The organism is Neorhodopirellula pilleata (assembly GCF_007859915.1).
GTDB classification, from domain to species: domain Bacteria; phylum Planctomycetota; class Planctomycetia; order Pirellulales; family Pirellulaceae; genus Rhodopirellula; species Rhodopirellula pilleata.
In genome coordinates this window covers 203,885-224,417 of the sequence record NZ_SJPM01000005.1, presented here as the reverse complement: position 1 = coordinate 224,417, position 20,533 = coordinate 203,885, and the positions used below count along the sequence as shown (strand labels likewise).

Below are 20,533 nucleotides of genomic sequence, written 5' to 3'. Positions count from 1 at the left end.
CGGCTTGCGTATTTCGGCTACCAATGTTGACGCGGTTTTGCATGCCCGTGTCGAAGCTGAGTCCGGAAACGGTGCCAGTGCTCACGCCGTCCAAGAACAGCTCGCCCGTACCGTCGGTCCGCCACACCAGTTGTGCATGATGCCAACGATTCCTGGATACCTGAGCGAATCCGAAATCGGGCGCACTATCGAGGCGAGCACGAATCGTTCCCTCGCTGCTTACAGAAAGGTAAACGCGATTCCCCCCGCTTCCGTTCTGATTTCCAAAGATGTACCCCGAACCATTCTCATCCAACTTAAACCATGCCGAGACGGTCCCCTCGGAAGGGTTCAACAGCGAGTTCGGTATCGTGACATAATCTTCGACACCGTCGAGTTGGACAACAAGTCCCGCTCGATCTGGATCCGAGACGAGCACCGCATCACCGTCGAGACTTCCATGATTGCCTCCGATGGCATCATCAGCACTTCCGTCATCGAAGCTGTAGAAAGCCTGAGCACCCTGGTCGTCGATGCGTAGCGGAGAAAAGGCGTCGAGTCCCAACGGCCCTCGATCCGCAGCTACATCACCGGAACCCTCATCAAATGGCAAATACAACCGCAAATTATTGTCGGACGTGTCGACGTTGCCGTCGCGAATCTCGGCGATCTCCGCTGGCGTGAGCGCCCGGTCCCATATCGTCAGCTCGTCTAACGAACCGCGTAACGACTGCGATGAATCGAATCCACCTGCAAAAGTGTCCTGTTCTTGCCCGAGTAGCAAACCACCGGGATCGACTGACAGAGCACCTTGCGAGGCAAATGATTGGACGCCCTTGGAAACGCCATCAACGAACAACTCAATCTCTTCCGCTTCGAGATTGCGAGTGATGGCAAAGTGCCGATATTGTCCATCGGTAAGATCGCCTAATCCGGTCCAATTTCCCGCAACTGTGTTTTTTTCCGTAACGCGAAAACCTGAGGCGTTGTTCACGTAGATCAGCAGCTCATTGGAGTTCAGGATGTTGGCCGCACTGAGCACAGACTGCACACCGCCGCCATTCGACTTCAACCAGAACGTCGTCGTGTAATTGGTAACACCATCAATGACAGTATTCGACAATTGCAGAACGTCATCATCAAACTCAACCGCGTTATGAATCAAACTGGTGGTTTGACCGAAGGGATCTGTGAGCGTCGCCGTGACCACCGTGTCGGGAACATCCGACGTCCCTGGGTCCGTCACTAACACATTGCCCACAGACACACCGTCGATGAGCAGCGGAACCCGAACGTCCGTGCCTTCGACTTGTGTTCCGACCGAGATGACTTGGCCTTCCAACACACCCGAAACGGTGGGCACCGAAACAATCGGATTCGAGTTGCGAACAAAAAGTGGGAACCAATCCTTGTAGCTGCTTTGGACGAGTGCTTGCACCATGAACACAGAGTCGTCGTCGGGGGTAAATGCGATCGTTGTACCGCTCCCCGAAGCCACAACCGCGTTCGTATCGTCGAGAACCCGCCATGTGTTGCTGACTTGTGAGCTGATGGAGATCGATGCGCCTTCGATTCCAACCAAGTTTTGATTCGCATCCAACTCTGCAGCAGAGTCAATGATGCTAATGGTGTCGAAACGGCGACCGTCGTTGTCGATTGTCCCGAAAGGAGTGTCACTATCTATTCCGAATTGCTGAAACCGAATCTGGGAATTCGGGCCAGGCGTGAAACCAGCAATCGCATTCAGATCAATCGATATCGAATCGACTACGCCCGCCGCGGATGTTGGCGACCAAGCTCGAATCCAATTCACACCGTCATTGCTTACCGCAACTCCGTCCGCGTTTGCCGTGTTCGTAAACGTTCCAGGCAACGCATCGTTCCCGTCGTCCAATAAAGTGCTATCCACACGAACATGTTGAAAGTTCAAATAGGGATTGAGCGATCGGCTCAAATCAACGCTCCATGTTGCCATCCCAAGACCGCTTGATGAATCGGATGTGGGTTCGATATGGAGTGAGTTCGCACCGCTGATCGGTGAGATCGATGAGATCTCTACACGGCTAGGACCAGAGTTCGTAAACACCCAGCCTTGGGGAGGAGTCGTTCCCGCCGGAGTCGATTCAAAGTCCTCCGATGGAGAGAAGTCTGCCGTCGTGCCGACTGGAAGATAGACGCCAACCAATTCACTCAGTTCGCCGAGAAGAGCTCGGACTTCGAGCGACATGGGATCCACCTGTGTGCCAGTCAAGTCGATTGTTCGGAGTCTTTCCATCGCTGCTGCGAACACCAAGTCGTCGTCGCTAATCGAGGTTCCGCTCAGGGACAACGATTCCAAGTTTGGCATGAATCGCAGCAACGATAAATCGTCAATTTTAGACGAGTTGGCCGTCAATTCAGTCAACTGAGCCAACTCACTGGTGCGAATGTCGCGATACACGCGGGGCAAACCCGCTGACGATGTCGTCACCGACAGTCCGAGTTGGGCGGCGATGGCGGCCTGCAAGTGCATCACACCTTCCGACAAAACGGCATCCGCTTCAATCACGACCGGATCGAGCCGAGACAATGTGTTGCCCTGTACGAGCTCGGGTACCGGTACGGGCGTCAGCGTGGCATCCGCCAAATCACCATCGCGAACCTCGATCGCTTCCGCAGTGATCACATCAGCGCCACTGCCACCGAAGATCCGATCAAGCTGATGATTACCGACGATGATGTCATCACCATCGCCGCCATGAATCACATCACGATCGGGACTGCCATCGGTCTCGATGATTTGTTGTTGACCACGAATAGGAGCGTCAAACAAAATCTGGAATGCTGCAACAATGCCGCTGACATCAGCGGACTCGTAGAAACGCACCGCCGCGATTTCGCCAGCGAAGCTTCCCAACGTGGCGGGATCCGTTGGTCCGCCGCTTTCCATACCACCGACGGAATTGCCAATTCTTCCAATGCCGGCTCGGTCCCCACCGGACCAATCCGACAAGCCAGCAGCGCTGACGGGATCGCCGACGGCTACACCATCGATATACAGTTGAAGCTCGTCTGCGGCATCGTCAAAGGTCGCGACAGCTTGAACGAATCGGGCGTTCGAGGCGATGGTTTCGGACCACAATTCGTAAAGGCTATCATTGTCTTTGATCGCAAATAATACTCGATAACCTCCCGAGGCCTCGACGATGTTAATCGACATTCCGTCACCGCTCCCTCCAGTTTCGAGGAGCGTTTCGTTGCCGATCAGATCACTCGGTCGAAACCAGACTTCCCAAGCCGCTGAATCGACGGACGGGTCTCCTGGCAACAGTTCCAATGTTTCCAGTTCTCCGCCGCCGGTGCCATTAAACGTATATGCCTGTCTTATACCTTTCCCGTCGATCACGTTCGTATTGAGAACGGCACCAGTCAACGCGGCATCGAAGCCTGATTGACCGCCTTCCCAAACGCCGGTCGAACCATCGTCCGCATTGACGGCGTCAAAGTTCAACGTGGGAACAACCGCACTTAGAGTCTTCGGTCCAACCACTCTCAGATAGTACGTTCCCGCTTCGGCCGTTCGTAGATCGATGACTGACTGACCGGTCTTCAGGACACGTCCGGCTTCATCAATCAAGTCCGTAACAACGTTCCCGTCCAGTCGAATCAAATCACCCGGTCGTCCGTCACCGAGCGTCGTGAACTGGAACCACCTTTCGCCGCTCGGACCGAGCGTGAAAAGAACACCACCGTCATCAAATACTTCTTCCAGACCCGTACCACGATCCACGACAAACGAACCACTGCCGGTGACGTTGAAGTTCTCCAGAACATCAAAAGAACCGGGTATCTCACGAGGTCCATGGGTCCCATAAATCACATAAACTCGGCCGATCGAATTCGCGTTGGGTTGGCCACCCGTAAGCACGATGTCATCGATGCCATCTTGATTGATGTCCACTCCTGGTGACGAAGATAGATTGGCATCGAGGGCTTGACCAACAAGTGTGATACTCGCCGAACCGATATCGATAGCACTACCAAAGTGATCTCTAAACTGATTGAATATATAGACTGACTCAGCCGCGCCGGGGACGATAGCGAGATCCCGGGAACCATCGCCGTTCCAGTCACCGGTCGTTGCCACAAGGTCACTGCCGCTGACTACGACATCCTCAGCAGCGAACATCGTTAATTCATCTGAGTAGCCGCGATAGACGTACAACCCAGTTGCGTTGCCATACGCGACATCGTCGTAGCCGTCGTTGTCCAAGTCTCCGAGTGCGAAGACTGGTGAGGGAATTACGGTCGATGTATCCAACGTCAGCCGCAAGTCTCCCGCCGAAGCTACGTTTGTTACTAAACGGTGTTGAGCCGCGAGGGCGGTCGTCGTGCCAACAGACTCCACCGAATTGATGGACTCGACAACGACGATGTCCAGGGACCAGGAGACTAACTGCGCGCCAAAGTTTGATTGACAATGTTCACTCTCTAATATCCCGCAAGATCTCTGGTCGTCATAAACTCGCAGTTTCCAAATTCCGTTCGCGTTCAGGCCTTCGAGTGCCGCCAGAACGGCACCATTAAAAGTTCCAGTCACTTTTGTGTTGGGATTTACATCGGCGGTCGCATCCGCGATTGGGTTGTTACTTTCGTCATCGAGAGTAATCTCCCAACCTCCAGCCCCGTGCCCTCCTGAACCGTCTCCCAAATCCGCGAACAGTTCGATCACGCGGCCTGATGGCGAAATCAACTGGACCTCAACGTTGTCATTGTCGTAGTGACTAATATCGAGATTGACATCAATATCTGAAATTTGTGAGGCACCCGGGATCGATACATTCAACGGAATTTCAACGAAACCGTCATTGATGTCCTCGTCGGCAAATCCATCGGGGATATCTACGGGAAGTCCGGACGCGACGTGAGTACTAGATGCAAACGTTTGCTCATCGAAGCCGAGCGACCTCAATGGCATTTCTGTAACGCGCAAGAATGTAACAGGAACATTTTGTTTAAGTTCCTCCGTAAATGTAAAAGCGATTCTGTCAGTGCCGACTAGCCGCTGCGCCACAACGCGGTCTCTAAGAAAGAACGGCTCTGAACCCCATACAACCAAAGCCGGTGTGATCTGAATTTGTTGATTTATTGCTGTAACGATATCATCTAGGTCATCGCCGGGTGCAGGTGTCACCGAAAATGTGACTTCAGAATCTTCGTTCGTGAGTAGAGGAGAGCTAGGAATGAATGAACGCGCTGAGAAAACCTGGATAGTAAAGCTCGTGGTAAAACCTGGTATTACCAGTGCGTCTTGCTGCGCAATGATCGCATCAACTCCAACGTTCGTTGACACGCTCTGAGTTGACGTGAAACCAAGTGCGGTAAACGGCACTTCGCTAACCGTTACTGACACATCCGCACCGCCTTCATCCGAGACAATGGACAACTTCCCGTCTTCGACGACTGCCTCGACACGATGTGCGAGCATCGACCCAAGAACAGCAGCGTTAAGCTTGTTGGAAAAAGTCTCGACGGTATCACCTGAGGATTGCTCGATCGTGACGGTTTCTTCGAGGTTATTCAAAGTTATCGTGAGCGACGACCGCGCGCCCGGACTGAAGCTAGGAACTTGAAATGCCGTTGCGACGGCAGGTGTCACGAGATCAAAATCAACTGTCGCGGTGATATTTCCAAACAACAGTTCTTCGAGACCGTCTCCATTGACATCACCGGCGATCACTGAATCTATTATGGACAAGTCATCAGCACTTCGAATTCTGGCAATTCGATCGGACTGAAGCAAGTCAGCACCTGGAGCAATGTCACTACCCGAGAATACATACCCGAGATCAAACTTTCCGGTGACAAGAGAGCCCGCACCCGTTGTCGAATCGGCGATCAAAACAAGATCAGCCAGTCCGTCACCGGTCATCTCAAGAGTGTGTGTCAAAAGATTACGCGAACTCGAAAGCCAGCTACCAGCTATTCGTATAGTTGCCGAGTTTTCATCGTTAAGCGTGTTGTTCGCAAAGTCCGCATCCCATTGGCGGGGCCATTGAACCGCGTTTGTCCCGTTAACTCCGGCACCACCGCCTCCGAATACGACAGTAACAAGATTATCGCTTCCATCGCTTCGAACAAAACTCAAATCTGCCTTACCGTCGCCATCAATGTCACCAACGCCTTGGCCTGGAATTCCTAATGCCGCATGACTAACTATGATCTCAGCGTAAGACTCGACCGATTCCAAGCCGGAAAGTTCGACCGGCCCAAGAATCACGTAACTCTGATCGATTCCTGATGTGACGAAGTCGTCATAGCCATCGTCGTTGAAATCCCCGATTGCGCGTAACGGACTCAAAGAGCCCAAAGCTTGGTTTTCGAGCCCGAAGGCGATTTCACTGATTTCACCAACGGGGCCGTTGGTATTGAAGTCAACACCAGCTCGTCCCGGCTCGGTGAGATCTATGAACGGTACCGCCAGCTCATAGCGGTACGATTCGTCCTCAAAATCAAGGAACTGGAAGAACGGTGGTTGCGGAGGCACATAGGGATAGGGATCCGCCACGACACTCGTGTCCAGAATATTTCCAAAGATGGTGTCCTCACCACCCGCTCCGTCGATCTCGTCGCTACCAAGGCCACCGGCGATCAAGTCGTCACCCGCCCCGCCGGTGATGACGTCGGCGGTTGGACTGCCGAAGAGGAAATCATCGCCGGCTCCGCCGTCAATGATGATTGACTCAAAAGCCCCTTGTTCGTAGTCGCCGCGGTCCATCCCCCACGCTTCGTAGAGGCTCGCGTCAAAGGTTCCGTCGAGCGGTAAGAATTGGAATCCGGAATCTAACCGTAAAACGTCGTCGCCATTCTCTAGCAAGAAATGAGTCCGCTCGACGTCTCGGGTTTGGTAGAACATGAACTGCTGTTCGTAAACCGTTCGGCCCTCCGCGTCGGTGGTGGTTCGGTACTCTTGCAACCCGATGTCCCACACTAAACTGGTGAATTCGTATCGATGCAGTCCGGTGTTGTAACGCATCGAGACGTAATCGGGCACATCAAAGCCGCGACGATCCGTGTCCCCGCCCAGGAAAAGCACCCGGTCGGTGCCTTCGCCGCCGATGAGTTGTTCGCTGAAGGTCGGTAGGTAGGTCTGGGTTGCCGGATCGAAATTGGTTCCCGGCTGATTGCCAAGCAAGGGCAATGCATCGGGGATGATCTGGAACGTGTCATCGCCAGGGCCACCAAACAACAAGTCGCTCGCGTTGCGGTCTTGACCACCGGTCAACACGTCGTTGCCTTCGTTGCCAAAGATCCAATCTTCGCCCGCACCGCCGCTGAGAATGTCGTTGCCGGGTCCGCCCAAGATCACGTCACGCCGCTCGGTATCGGCTCGCAAGGACATGTTGATCGACCGTGGTTCGTCCAACGCATCGATCTGCGCTTCGGACAATGCTTGCAGGTTGAATCGAAGGTCGTAGAGCGTTGGCACGATGTTGGGACTGCTGACCTTCAAAAAATACTCGGTGCCCACATCCAGATTAACCAGTGTCGTATTGAACTTAGCCGGCTCAGTACTCGGAACCTGTCCCGGGTAAGAGTACTCTTGCGTTATCGAACCGGGCACACCCGCGTTATCCGCGAGCACCGACACGGTGAAGTCGGACAAACGAGTATGGGTCCCAACAGAATCGTCACGCTGCCACAAACGTATTGAACCGATGTCAACGACTCGACCGAGATCAATCTCGATTTCGTTGCCCACACCAGACGTCAATGTGTAGGTTGCCAAGCCGCTTTCTCCATCCCCATCCAGCAAGCTGTTCGCATTGCCATGCTGCACCATACCGGTAATTGATTCGAGACTCGCGCCCTTGGAGGAGAGGGCCAGGTCATTCAAATTATCATAGCTCGCACTGGGGGTGACACCGGGCGCGAATACTTCGATTTCGCCCAGGTGCAACCCGCGGCTTTCGGTGCCATTGTTGCGGATACGGATGTATCGACCACGGGGTGGTGCTTGCAAAGCGATCTCACCCATGGTTCCCGACGATGTACCCGAGTTCCAAGGAATCAAGTTGGATTCATTGAGAGCTAAGTTGGAGTCGGGTCCCTGTCGAAAAAGTTCCAAACCGAGACTGTCGATTGGCGAACCGCTGGCGAGTTCGATGCGTGAACCCGCTGTGGGCGTTTCATTCAAGGTAAAGGAGTACCAATCGACGTCCGTCGGGCTGTCGATCGAAAGCCCCGTGAAGCTCACCAGACCGTCGTCGACTGCGTGGCCGTTGAAGGTCGTGTTGATTCCAGATGTGTTTGACGCTAATAAGTTGAATGCTTGATCCGGGATGTCGTTGCGACTCCTCAATCCCGTCGAACCCAATGAGTTCTCCGCACGATCCACCAAGATCGCGTTGCCGCTGCGGATGTCGACGATGTCATCGCCTGCTCCCGCGTCGATCCAAACTGTCTTCTGAACGGTTGGCCCGACGGTGATTGAATCGTTGCCGCCGAGTGCATCGATCAGGATCACGAGAAAGTCGCCTTCGGGTGGCAGAATTTGAGCGATCAATTCGGAATCGGTGATTTCGGTGGCAGAGGTCGCGATGGTGTCCAACGCTTGACCTCGCGCTTCGGGATCGGTTTCGCTAAGCAGTTGATTTAATTTGAACTGCAAGTCGGCGGCACTCCATACTTCGTTGCCTTCGCCGTCCGATGCGGTGAAGTCGAGCCTGACTTGCGCACTGAAACTGAAGTTGCCGTTGTTGTCCGTTAGACGCGTGATCAAGTGATGATCGGCCAAAAGGCCAGGTTCGGTGACGAAGTCGACGTTGATCTGATCCGCCGCGTTGCTGCCGCCGACGTACCAAACTTGATCGGATTCCTTGGCGTACTCTTTCCATTGATCGCCCGCCAAGCCGCCGTCCATCGATTCAAACGTCGTGCCGTCGGAGCGGTACAGGACATCGCTGCCGCCGTTGCCGTACATGAAGTCGAGCGTTGTGCCTCCGTAGAGGCTGTCATCGCTACTGCTGCCCAGGATCCGGTTCAGTCCGGTGGTTTCTTGATCGAGTGTGCCCGACGGATTATCCGCGACCAATTCACCATTGCCGTCGACGAAGACACCAAACGCACTGGCGTCCTTGGACGGATCAAAGCTCCAGGCGTAGAGTCGATTCCGCCCTTGGCCTCCGATCAGATCATCGTTGCCTTGACCTGCATAAAGCGTGTCGACATCATTCGAACTTCCGCCACCGCCATCGCCCCACAGCCGGTCGTTGCCGCCGAAGCCAAAGGCGGTGTCGCTGCCGATTCCGCCGTCGAGACGATCGCGACCATCCGAGCCGATCAACACATCGTTGCCGCTATTTCCGTCGAATACGCCAACGAAATCATTGGAACGATCGGACAACAAAGTGAGGTCGAGCGTGTTCAAACCCGCCACCGGTGCGAGTGCTCCCGAACGGACGGCGAGGTCGGTGTAGAACCCGATCGTGTCGTTGCCAGCCAAGCCTGCGATTCGGAATTGTTCGACGAGCAAACCGCCGTTGCTATCGAGCATCGCGATAGGAATCGCGATACCGTTGTAACGGACCGAAGCCTGGCCGCCCTGTTCACCGATCAGGATCGTATCGTTGCCGGTCGTTCCGTCGATCGTCAAAATGTCCGTGGCGTTGTCGTCGGCGACGTCGCTTGGGCTTTCGTTGCCGAAGTGACCATCGATGGTATCGGTCGTATTGGGATTGATTTCGAGCACAAACAGATCGATACCACTGCCGCCGTACTGTTTGTCCGCGCCTGATTGCCCGTCAATGTAGTCGGTGCCGGCGCCACCCCAGATCGTATCGTTGCCGTCACCACCGAAGAGTTGATCTTCGCCGCTTCCGCCCATCAGCGTGTCCTGGCCGGCGGCGCCTTGAATGAAGTCGTTGCCGCTGCCACCGACGAGGAGTTCTTTTCGATCGGCCCCGTAAAGGAAGTCTCCACCGGCGCCGCCGAAGAGTTGGTCCCCGTCGGCGGAGGAGTTCGTTCCGAAGGCATAAAGAGAATCTCGCCCGTCACCGCCGAACAATCGCTGGCCGTGGTAGCCGCTTTCACCGCGCAACTCGTCGTCGCCGCCATCACCGAGCAGAATATCCGTGCCCAAACCGCCTAGGATCACATCGCCACCTTCGCCGCCGCGGACGATATCGTCGCCGCCTTGCCCAGCAGCCGTGTCCAAACCGGCACCTGCGTCGATGTAATCCGATCCGCTGCCGCCGAGGATCGTGTCGGCGTCGGCCCCGGCAAAGATCACGTCGTCGTCGTCACCGCCATCAAGATCATCACGACCATCGCCGGCGGTTCCGTCGATCGAAAGGTCGTTCACGATTCGAGGAACGCGGACCGGATTGAAGATCGCACCGTGTTCCGCTTCGGCGGCATCCACGATTGAGAGTGTCGTGAAGTCACTTGCGTCGTCGTAATCGGCTGGAGTCCCCAGTGCGAGGCCACCAAAGATCACATCATTGCCCGCACCACCCTTGATGTTGTCATTGCCGAGCAGGCCGACCAACCAGTCATCTCCAGCCTCGCCATCAATGTTGTCGATGCCACTGCCGCCGACGACTTCATCTCGGTTGGCACCAGCGAGGACGGTGTTGTCGCCGTTGCCGGTAAAAATGAAATCTCGACCGCTTCCGGTCGCGATGCGATCATGACCATCCATTGCCGTCGGGACGAGCGTCGAACTGACCGGCAATCCCGCCGCAAAAAGGATCACGCCATCATCGCCGAGCACATAGTTATCGCCGGAACCTGCGAGGATCGTATCGTCCCCGCCACCGCCGATGATTGCATCGACTCCGTCGTAGCTGGTGATCGTGTCGTTGTCCGATCTGGAGCTGGGTTGGCTGGTTACGGCAGTCGTCCGACTGCCGAGTCGGTCGATCGAACCGGCTCCGCCAATGATCACATTGTTCCCCGTTGTTCCGGGGGAACCGATCGTGATTTGATCGTCGCCTTCCCCGGCGATCACCAAATTATTACCACTGCCAAGGGTGATCGTGTCGTTGCCACCACCGAGGGTGGTGGTTTCCATGTCGACCACGATGTCGCTCGACAGCGTGATGATGCCTTGGTCGCCCAAGACGCGATTGTTACCGCTTCCCAGAATAACGGTGTCGCTGCCGCTACCGGGTAGGACCAGGTTATCGCCGTCGTCGGCACGGATAATGTCGTTGCCCGACGTGGCCGTGGTCGTTTCGATTGTTCCTGCGCCGAAGGTGGCCGAGTCACCGATCAAGACATTGCGTCCGGCCTTGCCGTGGATCGTGTCATCTCCGGCCAAACCGATGATTCGGTTGTCAGACAGATTGCCCGTCAACGTGTCGCCGGCGGAACCACCGGTCAAGAACTCCATGCCGGCTACGGTGCCGATTTGGTTGACGCCGGTTTCGAGATTGACCGCAACGCGGCTGGTCCAAGCCGAATAGTCGAGATGGTCCTGTTCGCCGTCGCCACCGTCGATCATTCCGGTCAATCCGGCGAGTGAATTGACAACGAAATGATCATCGGCCGGTCCACTCGTCATATTCTCAATGCGCTCAAACGTTACCTCAGTCGCTCCACTCGTTTGACCTTGATTGCGTCCGCTAATCGTGGCCGTGATCTTGGTCGTCTTGGCGGATAGATCGAGCGTATCACTGTCACTCGCGTTCAATGAACGAGACCCCAGCAATGCCCCCGTGATCCGGCCGTTCGCGGCGACGACGAAGGCATCGTCGGCGTCACCGCCCGTGAGGTTTTCAAAACCGGTAAATCGTAGTGACCCATCGATGTTGCCGCTGTCAGTTCCAGTCACATTCCAAGTCGCGACCGAGTTGGCACCCAACAGCGTGTCGCCGATATGGCCACTTCCGACAAACGCATCGATGTTGGCGTATTGGCCTAATGACGTGGCGGTCGATGATCTGCGATCAACCTCGACCGGGCCGCTGACACTAGCATAGGAGATCGTGTTATCGCCTTGGCCGCCATCGATCAAGCCAGAAACTTTGCCCGAACCCACAAATGCGAAAACGTCGTCCTGAGCACCGGCCGTCAAGTTCTCAAAGCGTGAGAAGTAGAACTCCTCATCGATGTTTCCGTCTCCGAATGGGCCATCAATGGTCCAAAGTCGGGTGGCTCCCGCGGCTTCGTTGAGGACCAGAGTGTCGACGCCTGCGCCGGCGACCAACGATTCAATGCCTTCGACCAATTCACCATCGGGATTCAAGACGCTGTCGCCAGCGCTACCCTCGATGCGGACACTGCCGAGCGTCACGGTCAAATTCGAGGTGACGGCGCTGAAATCAAATCGGTCGTTGGTTCCTTCGGCATCCGAGATGGTGTCATCGCCCCAACCGTTTTCGAACAAGTAAGCATCATCGCCGGTGCCACCTTGGATCGTATCGTTACCCAAACCACCTACGAATGTGTTGTCGCCGTCGTGCCCGATCAACGTGTCATTCCCCGCGCCACCGATCATCGTGACGGGAATGCTTGACGAGACGCTGGCATCGACGATCAAGACATCGTCGCCTGAACCGCCATCGAAGTGGATCTCGCGGACCGACGAGGCGAGATATTGCCGCGAAACCTTGACGGTCCCCCCGGGGATCGCCAGATCGTAGTAGACTTCGACCGTGTCGATTCCATCGACCACGCGTTGCCGGACTTCAAATGTTTCCGCATCATCGACGCTGCGACCGGGGTCGCGCTCGCTCGCGTTAGGGCCCGCATTCAAGACCAAGGTGCCATCGGCGAAATCAGCATCGCCTTGGGTCAAGGTGGCGACATTGACCGACGGAACACAACTGTAGTTGAAGCTGAAAATATTCTCATCAATGATTGGGATGTAACCGCTATCGATGGTCACGTCCCATTCGATTCCCACTTCCGCGTTCAACCCTCCGTTGACATCAAAAACACACAATCCTGGAATGTGGGGAGGCTCGAGCGACGCAATGTCAATTCCGAACTGACTCAAGATAAATTGCCGGAGAGCTGGATCAACATCGTACCGCGGGCGAATCTTCGCCAAATCGACCAGTTCGTCCAAGTACAACTTGCCATTGCCATCGAGGTCATTCCAGTTGAAGTTCACATCGCCGCGAACCCCGCCGACCAGATAGACGCTGGCCAATAGTAGATCGATGCCGACGCCAAGACTAAGCCGCAGTCCCAGCTCAACTTCATTGATGTCGGCGCCACTGGTGACGTCTTCGAGATCGCCAAAGTAAAGTCCATCCAGGAAGAATCCGGTGCCCGAGATTCCACGGGTATCAAATCCCAGCGAGAAGTCCAACTTCGCATCAAGCTGAGCACTTACCTTGGCGAAAATGGGTGTCGGCCCCAACGGTCCGAACTTGGTCGAGAACGGGAAACTTAAGTCCAGCTCGGGAATGTCCCACTGAAGCAAATCGGCGGTTTGCCCGGTTAACAATTTGAAAATGTTAGTCGGGTCGGAGAGCAATGGGATTTTCAAACCGAACCCGTCGCTACTGGACGATCGGTTCAGTTTCGACAAGGTCGAACGTGTGCGACCGGAAGTTTTTGCCATAACGTCTTCGGAGATACCGCCTCCGCTTCCGCCCGCGACGGCGCCGCTGAGTTGACTGCCCGAGACGCGAATCGGAGTGTTACCATCGGTTACGTCGAGCTGGTCGGCCGTGTACGTGTAGCTGGCCCGAATCGTACCGGTTTGTCCGGTCTTGAATCGAATCGATGTCGATGGCACACCGCCGTGACGTTCATGAATGATCTCGTAATCATCGGTGTCGACAACAACACCACCCGCCGTAACGGTGATCGCCTTGCTTGGACTGGCGGAATGATCCAGTGGGAGTGTTTGCCCGATCGCTCCATTGCCGGTTCCTAAGGTCTCATTGGAAGCACTCGACGGATTTCCGGTGACGTGGTACGTCCCGAAGTTGATGATCAAACCGTCCGCATCCGAGAAGCCTTTGATCGAGTCGACGGCGTCCAATATGCCACTGATCACATTGAGCGCTTGACGTGCTTTCGCAAGATTCTTGGCTTGTCCCGACGAGTAGGCTCCGAGATCTAAGAACGTGATCGGGCCGCCCCCGACCTCGCGAGACAAATCACTGAACCCAGGGACTTCCCCACGCAGGAAATCGATGATCGGGCGTGCGGGCTCAAGGTATTCTTCAAAGATCTCGAATGCGGGGCCGGCAATCGTTTCAAAGAAGCTGCCCAAATCCAGCGAAACATCGCGGAACGCGACTTCAGGCAGTCCGCCGACCATGCCCGCCGTCGTGCTGTAAGACAACGCCCAGTCCACGGTCAAATCCGTCGTCAGTGCCGGAAGTTCGCTCACGTCCGTATCCGCCCGTAGGGCCACGTCAACGAAGGCGTTCGTGCGAATCCCCGCGCTGAACAGCGGTGCGTTGCTTCTCAGGTCGCCAAACGACAAACGATTCTTCGCGTCACCGTCGGGGTTGTTGACATCGATGAAGATCTCGCCCCTCAGACCGGTACCACGTGACAGCCGCCCGTCGCCATTGCTGTCCGATTCGGTCAGCACATCGTTCATGTCCCCGTCACGGTTGTAGTCGATTCCGTCGGAAGCTTCGTTGAGTTCCGCGTCGATTACACCGTTGGAATTGAAGTCTTCAATGGGATTGCTCTCAGCGAACATATTCAAAAAGAACAGTTCTCCTTTGAGCGAGGTGCCGGGCTTCAAATTGACTTGTGCGTTCAGACTGATTTCAGGGGAACCGCCCGTGCCGTCGCTAAAGCCACTGGCGTCCAGGCTGGTGTTTTCATTCAGTTGGAAAAAGAACCCGTCTCGCAAGTTGATCCCGAAACCAAAGTTGAAGTCGTAATCCCACGACAGTTCAACGCCGCCCTGGGTTTCGAATTCGAAGATGACCGCGTCAAGACCGAGATCGAAATCAGCGTCGATCACATCACGTCCGGCTAATTGCAGGTTGATCAGGAATTCGGTTTCGGCGGGCGGTGTGGTCAAGAAATCCGTTAGCGAAACTTCCACATCACGATGATCGGCAACTTCGGTCCCGTTGGATTGCGACGGATCGTCATGGAACAACGGATTGAGTTTCAACATGCCCGCCCCAGCGGGGCCGAGTGCATCGAAGATCACCAACTGGATCTCGCTCAACAAAGCATCGACGCTATCGTCCGAAGCGTTCACGAGCTGTTCAAACTCATTGAGCATCGATTGCAGTTGGCCGATAAAGCTGGCACTCATGTCAACGCCGTCGCCGATCAACGGGATGTTGGACAACAGATCCGAGGTCAAGCCGGTTTCGATCGTATTGAGTACTGTTCGCGTTCCCGAAATCAATTGATCCAAGCTCATGCTGCTCAAGTCGGTGAGACCAGCCAAGTAAGCGTTGACGCCTGCGGTCAAGTTGGTGTAGTCTATCGTCGGATTGGGACCGGCGAGGGTGTAGTTGACCTGGATCGCATCGGTGATGTTCTGGCCGGGAAGCGTGGCATCGAAGTTGGCATTGATCTCACCGTCGATGGTGAAGTCGAACGCATCGCTGATGCCGCCGCTAAAGAATTGAGAAATGGGGATCGCCCCGATGGTGTTGGCATCCGAAGGCGAAAGCAATGAATCGACTGACACAGTGATGCTAGCGGGCATCGAATCGTTGCCGACTCGGTGCAAGGCAGCGCCGCCATCCAGGCCGGCTGAGAAACCGCCGATGGTTGCGGTCACGTCGAGTTCGGAATCGATCTCGGCGGTGATGGCAAAGCGAGTGTCATTGAAAACGTATGGCGTCAACGTGTCGAAGTTGAACCCCACATTCAAATCGATCATACCACCGATGGTCACATCCAGATTGCCTTCCGAGCCAATCGTCACGGGCCCGAAGTCGCCCAGTGACAGATCGAATCCGACGCTACGGGTGACATTGGGATTGATGTCCAATTCCAATTTCACGGTGTCGTGATCGTTGGATCCATCGGTTGCGAGAAACGAAATCGTGGTCGCAACGGGAAGGCCGAGTTCGGCACTGATCAACTCGGAAAGATAGGCACTTAGATTGCCGGTCGACAGCACCCCACCGGACATCTGTTGGGCGATCGGCGTCAGCGAGGTGACGTCCACATCGGCGGCATCGAGAGAATTCAAAGTCGCGTTCAGGTCCGACAACGCGGCGACTAGTCCACCCGTGGTCAAGAGCTCTGACCGAAGCACCGTGGCGGTGGTGTTCAACACACCGGTCGTGGTCGTTTCGAACTGAACAACCAAGCCGGATGGACTGTTAGCGGCGATCGACACATCGCCGAGCGATTCGTCGAACGTGAACGTGAATGGGCCACCGGCGCGCCCGGTCACCGTCACCGCGTCGCTGACCCCCATCGCCACGTTGATCGCATCTTGCACGTCGAATGCCGTCGCGTTGTCGGCGAGCACCTCCGTTCGGGACGAACCGCCGGCACCATTGGTAATCGTGAGTCGATAATTGTGTATCGGATCGATCGCCCGGCTGACGCGATCGAGCGAACTCGAGAGTTCTTGGAGTAGCTCGGGCGAGGCGTTGGTCAGAGGGATCAATTCGGCAAATTGATCTCGCAATCCACGCAGTGCGTCCGCATCGGGTTGGGCGACTAAGCGATCGGCGACGGCCAGCAATCCGTCGGTGAAGTCCAACAAATCGTTAGGCGTCTGATTGATGACGGGGATGGTCGTATTGAGTCCCTCGATGTCACTGTCGCGAAGCATCCCAACGACTTCGCGCAGCATCCCGGCGATGTCCGACAACGACAGATTTTGATAGCTAGAGATTAAGTCTTCGACGTTGGGTGCGTCGATGTCAAACTTCGGCCGCAAGGGATTGCCGGGATCCTGACGAAGCGTCAGCGTGATCGTTGGCGATTCGCCGGGAAGCAACGGGATGTTGAGCGGGAATGTGGCGGTTCCGCCGTAGGTGAATGTTGGCGAGATGCCGGACAATGCATCCCGCAATCCGTCCGTGCCGAAGTCGCTCAGTCGAATTACGCCGTCGCCATCGCCGTTGTCGGGAATGCTCAGTCCGGCGGCGATCGAAAAGCCAGTCGCGTTCGGATTCGCTTCGCTCAGTACGGCCACGTCACCGAAGTAGCCGTCTTCAATGCCCAGTTCCAACAAACCCAACGACGCACTGAGGTCGATGTCAGCCGCATCGATCGTTGCGTTGGCGTAAAGGGAGCTGGCCGTCGTGTCGATCACAAACTGATTGCTGATCGGCGCTAGCAATAGGTGATCGCCCAGTAATGTAGATTGTTCGTTGAAGTCACCCGTGTTCGCGTCATCCTCGGCGCTGGTCGAACCAAGGATTTTCAATCCACCGCCCGCGCTGCTGGTGCCGAACTCGTCTGATGCGGCTGTGATCACCAAGCGACGATCGGCCACCGATGAGCTGTTGTCGACAATCTGCAGACGATCATCGACGTACTCAACCGTGACATCGGCTGCCGCTTCGATCTTGGTTTTGATATCGCCGATCGTTTCGGCGCCATCTAGCACGACGTGATTGATCGATCCGTCGGTCAACGTGATGACGAGATCGGCTTGGTCACTCGTTTGGCCGGAGGTGAAGCCGAACGCGGACGTCGTGATAGATAGCGAGTTGATCTCGGTGTCCTGGGACACGAGCACCAATTTCTCACCGACGACTTTGGCAACGATGTCCAGCCCGGCGGCTTCCAACGCGTCGGTCAGGTCAAACGATAGATCTTCGACGTTCACGTTGTCACTGATCGCGTTCGCGTCGATCGAGATATTCTCGGTCGTGGTCGTTTGACCGAATCGTTTGACGGACAAACCCAAGGTGCCCGCGTTTTGGATGGCATTGCCCGCTGAAGTCAGCCCCACTTTGATACTGACCGGATCACGCAAATCGGAAAGCAAAGTGGCGTCGGTGATGGTTTGTCCGTCACCTTCGCGATCCAGATCGATGCCGAGTGACAAGTTTAATCCGGCTTCGACCTCAAAGACCGCGTCCCCGCCACCGGCCAAGGTCAAGTCCGCAAAACCTAGATCCACGGCTTCGGAAAAGTCCAGATTGATCGATTGACGATAGGTTTCTTCAAGCTGGATCCCAAACGTGACTCGGTGATGAGCTTCGTCGTAAGCCAACGTGGTTTGTACAGGCAAGATTCCGTTAATCAAATCAATGAAATCTTGAAGTCCACGGAACGCTAGTTTTGCATTTCCAGATTGCGAGACGCCCAATCCCAAGACATCGGCTGCCGGATTGCTATCGCTGGACTGGGAGGAGGCGAATCCGAATTCCAAGCCACCTTCGGTTGCGATTTCCGTGGTCGTTCCATCGACGGCTGACAATCGAATGACATTACCAACGGCGGTCGCGAACAATAATTCATTCAGCAACGTTCCGTCGCCGATGTCGACTCCCATTGCGTTGTTGATATCACGGACGAGATCACGCAACTGGGTATTCGATCGCGTCGCGTCGGCGGTGACCGGAACTTCGAGCGTTACCGGTTCATCGAGATTCTTGGTGTTGATCGTCACCCGGAAACTGACATCGTTTCCGAGCCTTCCACTTGAAGGTGCGGGACGTTCGCCGGTCAGTCGCAGCGTCGACACATCGAGCGTCGTTGCCTGGGATGGGTCCGTCGTCTTGATGGCGATCTTACCCGCATCATCACCGGTGGGCCGCTGGGCGACGATTCGTGCGGCGAGACCCGCCGTCGCGATGGCCGCGTTAATATCGATGTACAGGTCGTCGAGATTCGTGTTGGTTGAGGTGGCGATTGCCGGGATCGTCACGCTGACGGGATCTTCGTTGTCGAGTCGCACCACGAAGGAAGCGTCCGATGTCAGCACACCGTTGTTCGGCAACACATCCGCATCGCCCACGATCGACGCGTTCTCGTAAAGCTTGCTGGCAAGCGCCCCGGTTTGGCTCGTGAAGTCCGCGATGGTGCTGATGGCGTCGTTGACGAACGGAATGCCACCGGGCACGTTCAATCGATCAGCTAGCGTTTCAAGGGCATCTCCGAGTTGAACGATGAAGGACGAGATGTCTTCAGCGGTCATCTTCAATTCCGCAAACAAATCGTCGAAATCAACGATCCCTAACGCCAACGTACGGGCGACGGACTGGGCCTTGCCCAGCTTCAACCCTGTCTCAATTTCGCCGGACGTCGCGGTAGCTCCGATCGCTGCGATGATTTGCGATTGCGAGTACTCATTGATGACCAAGTCGGTGTGAATGACCGGATCGCCTCCGGATAACGCGGCGGTGATCGGAATCAGTGAGAGTTTCGGATTGCTATCGTTCTCGAACGGTCCAAACGCCGATTCGGTAGGGACGGTCGCGTCACCTCCATTGAGAGTGCTGAGATCCTCGTACCATATTTCGTTTTCATCCGGAAATCGGCCGAGGAAGTCGGTGAAAGGCAAGATCTCATTGTCAACGAACTGGGACGAGTCCGGTCCGGTCTTCCGAAGCAGCCGATCATTGGTTTTGAATTCGGTGCTATAAACCACCGATGTCGCGACCGTTGAATCGATATAAGCATTGCCGTTGGCATTCAGGTCGAGCAACAGATCATTGAACAACCCGGGCTCGGGTGTGTTGGTCGCTGTGATCGCTTCGAAGTTGCCATCGTTGTTTAAATCAATCGAGGGATACGTCGGCAATAGATGACGCAGCGCGCCGACGTATTGTTGGACGAATTCTCGTTGATCAACGTCTGGATCGGTAATGTCATCGAGCGGGTCGGTCGGATTCGGCCCTTGAATCCCGTTCGGGTAATTGATGGTATCTTGAAGGCGCGTGTAGGCTTGATCGACTAACCGCGCCGCGGCCCGCGACTCGACCGAACTGGCCCAATCGTCGAGTGATAAGTTCCACGGGTCCGACGCACCTTGATTGGGCACGCCAGCCATCACGAGGTTACCCACCGGAAGCAGGCCATTGAGACCGTAAGCGGCACTTTGCAAATAGGCGCGAGCAATCAACCCGCCGGTGCTGTGCGTGACCAAGTCCACCGCAGTGGCGGTCGGATTGGCGGCTCGGACCGCTTGAAGTGTGTGGGCCAGATAGTCCAAGCCGGTGTCGAACGTCGAATCGGTGATGTCGGCGTAGCTCGCCGACACCAACCCATCGTTGGTTCCGTCGACCGGAGCGACGGGCACACGCCAATCCCAAGTCGTCACAAACAGAGTTTGATTCAAATTGGAATCGGCAAGGACATCGGCTTCGCTGTTGTAGCCAATGTTGTCCAATGTTTTGACGATGTTTTGGTAGATCTGGCCGAAAGGCTCCAAGGCCAGTTTGCTCGGCTCGAGCCCACGGTGGGTGTACCATTCGTCTAAACGTTCCGGAGCGTCCGCCTCAAGGTTTCCCGTCGAATCGTAAACATCGGCGAACGTGCCACCAAAGCCGGGGATCACGACAACGGGATTGACCCCCGCAGCGAGCATTTGCCGGGGCTCGAGTGATTCGATCAATCTGGCGAAATTTCGTCGTTGGCGACTCCGCCGCGTCGGTCCAAGAGGATCGGATCGGGAGGAAGATTGATGGTTGCGGGTGGACTTGAGTCGCAT

General features: G+C 55.6%; 1 protein-coding gene (only partly in view). It reads right to left on the bottom strand.

Annotation, left to right across the window (positions count from 1 at the left end; translation table 11 throughout):
- Positions 1-20,533, bottom strand: partial view of a LamG-like jellyroll fold domain-containing protein gene (locus tag Pla100_RS13645; protein ID WP_197167922.1) — the 5' portion only. 6,911 nt of this gene lie to the left of the window's left edge; the window shows 20,533 of its 27,444 coding nt (coding positions 1-20,533); its start codon is at positions 20,531-20,533; its stop codon lies beyond the left edge, outside the window.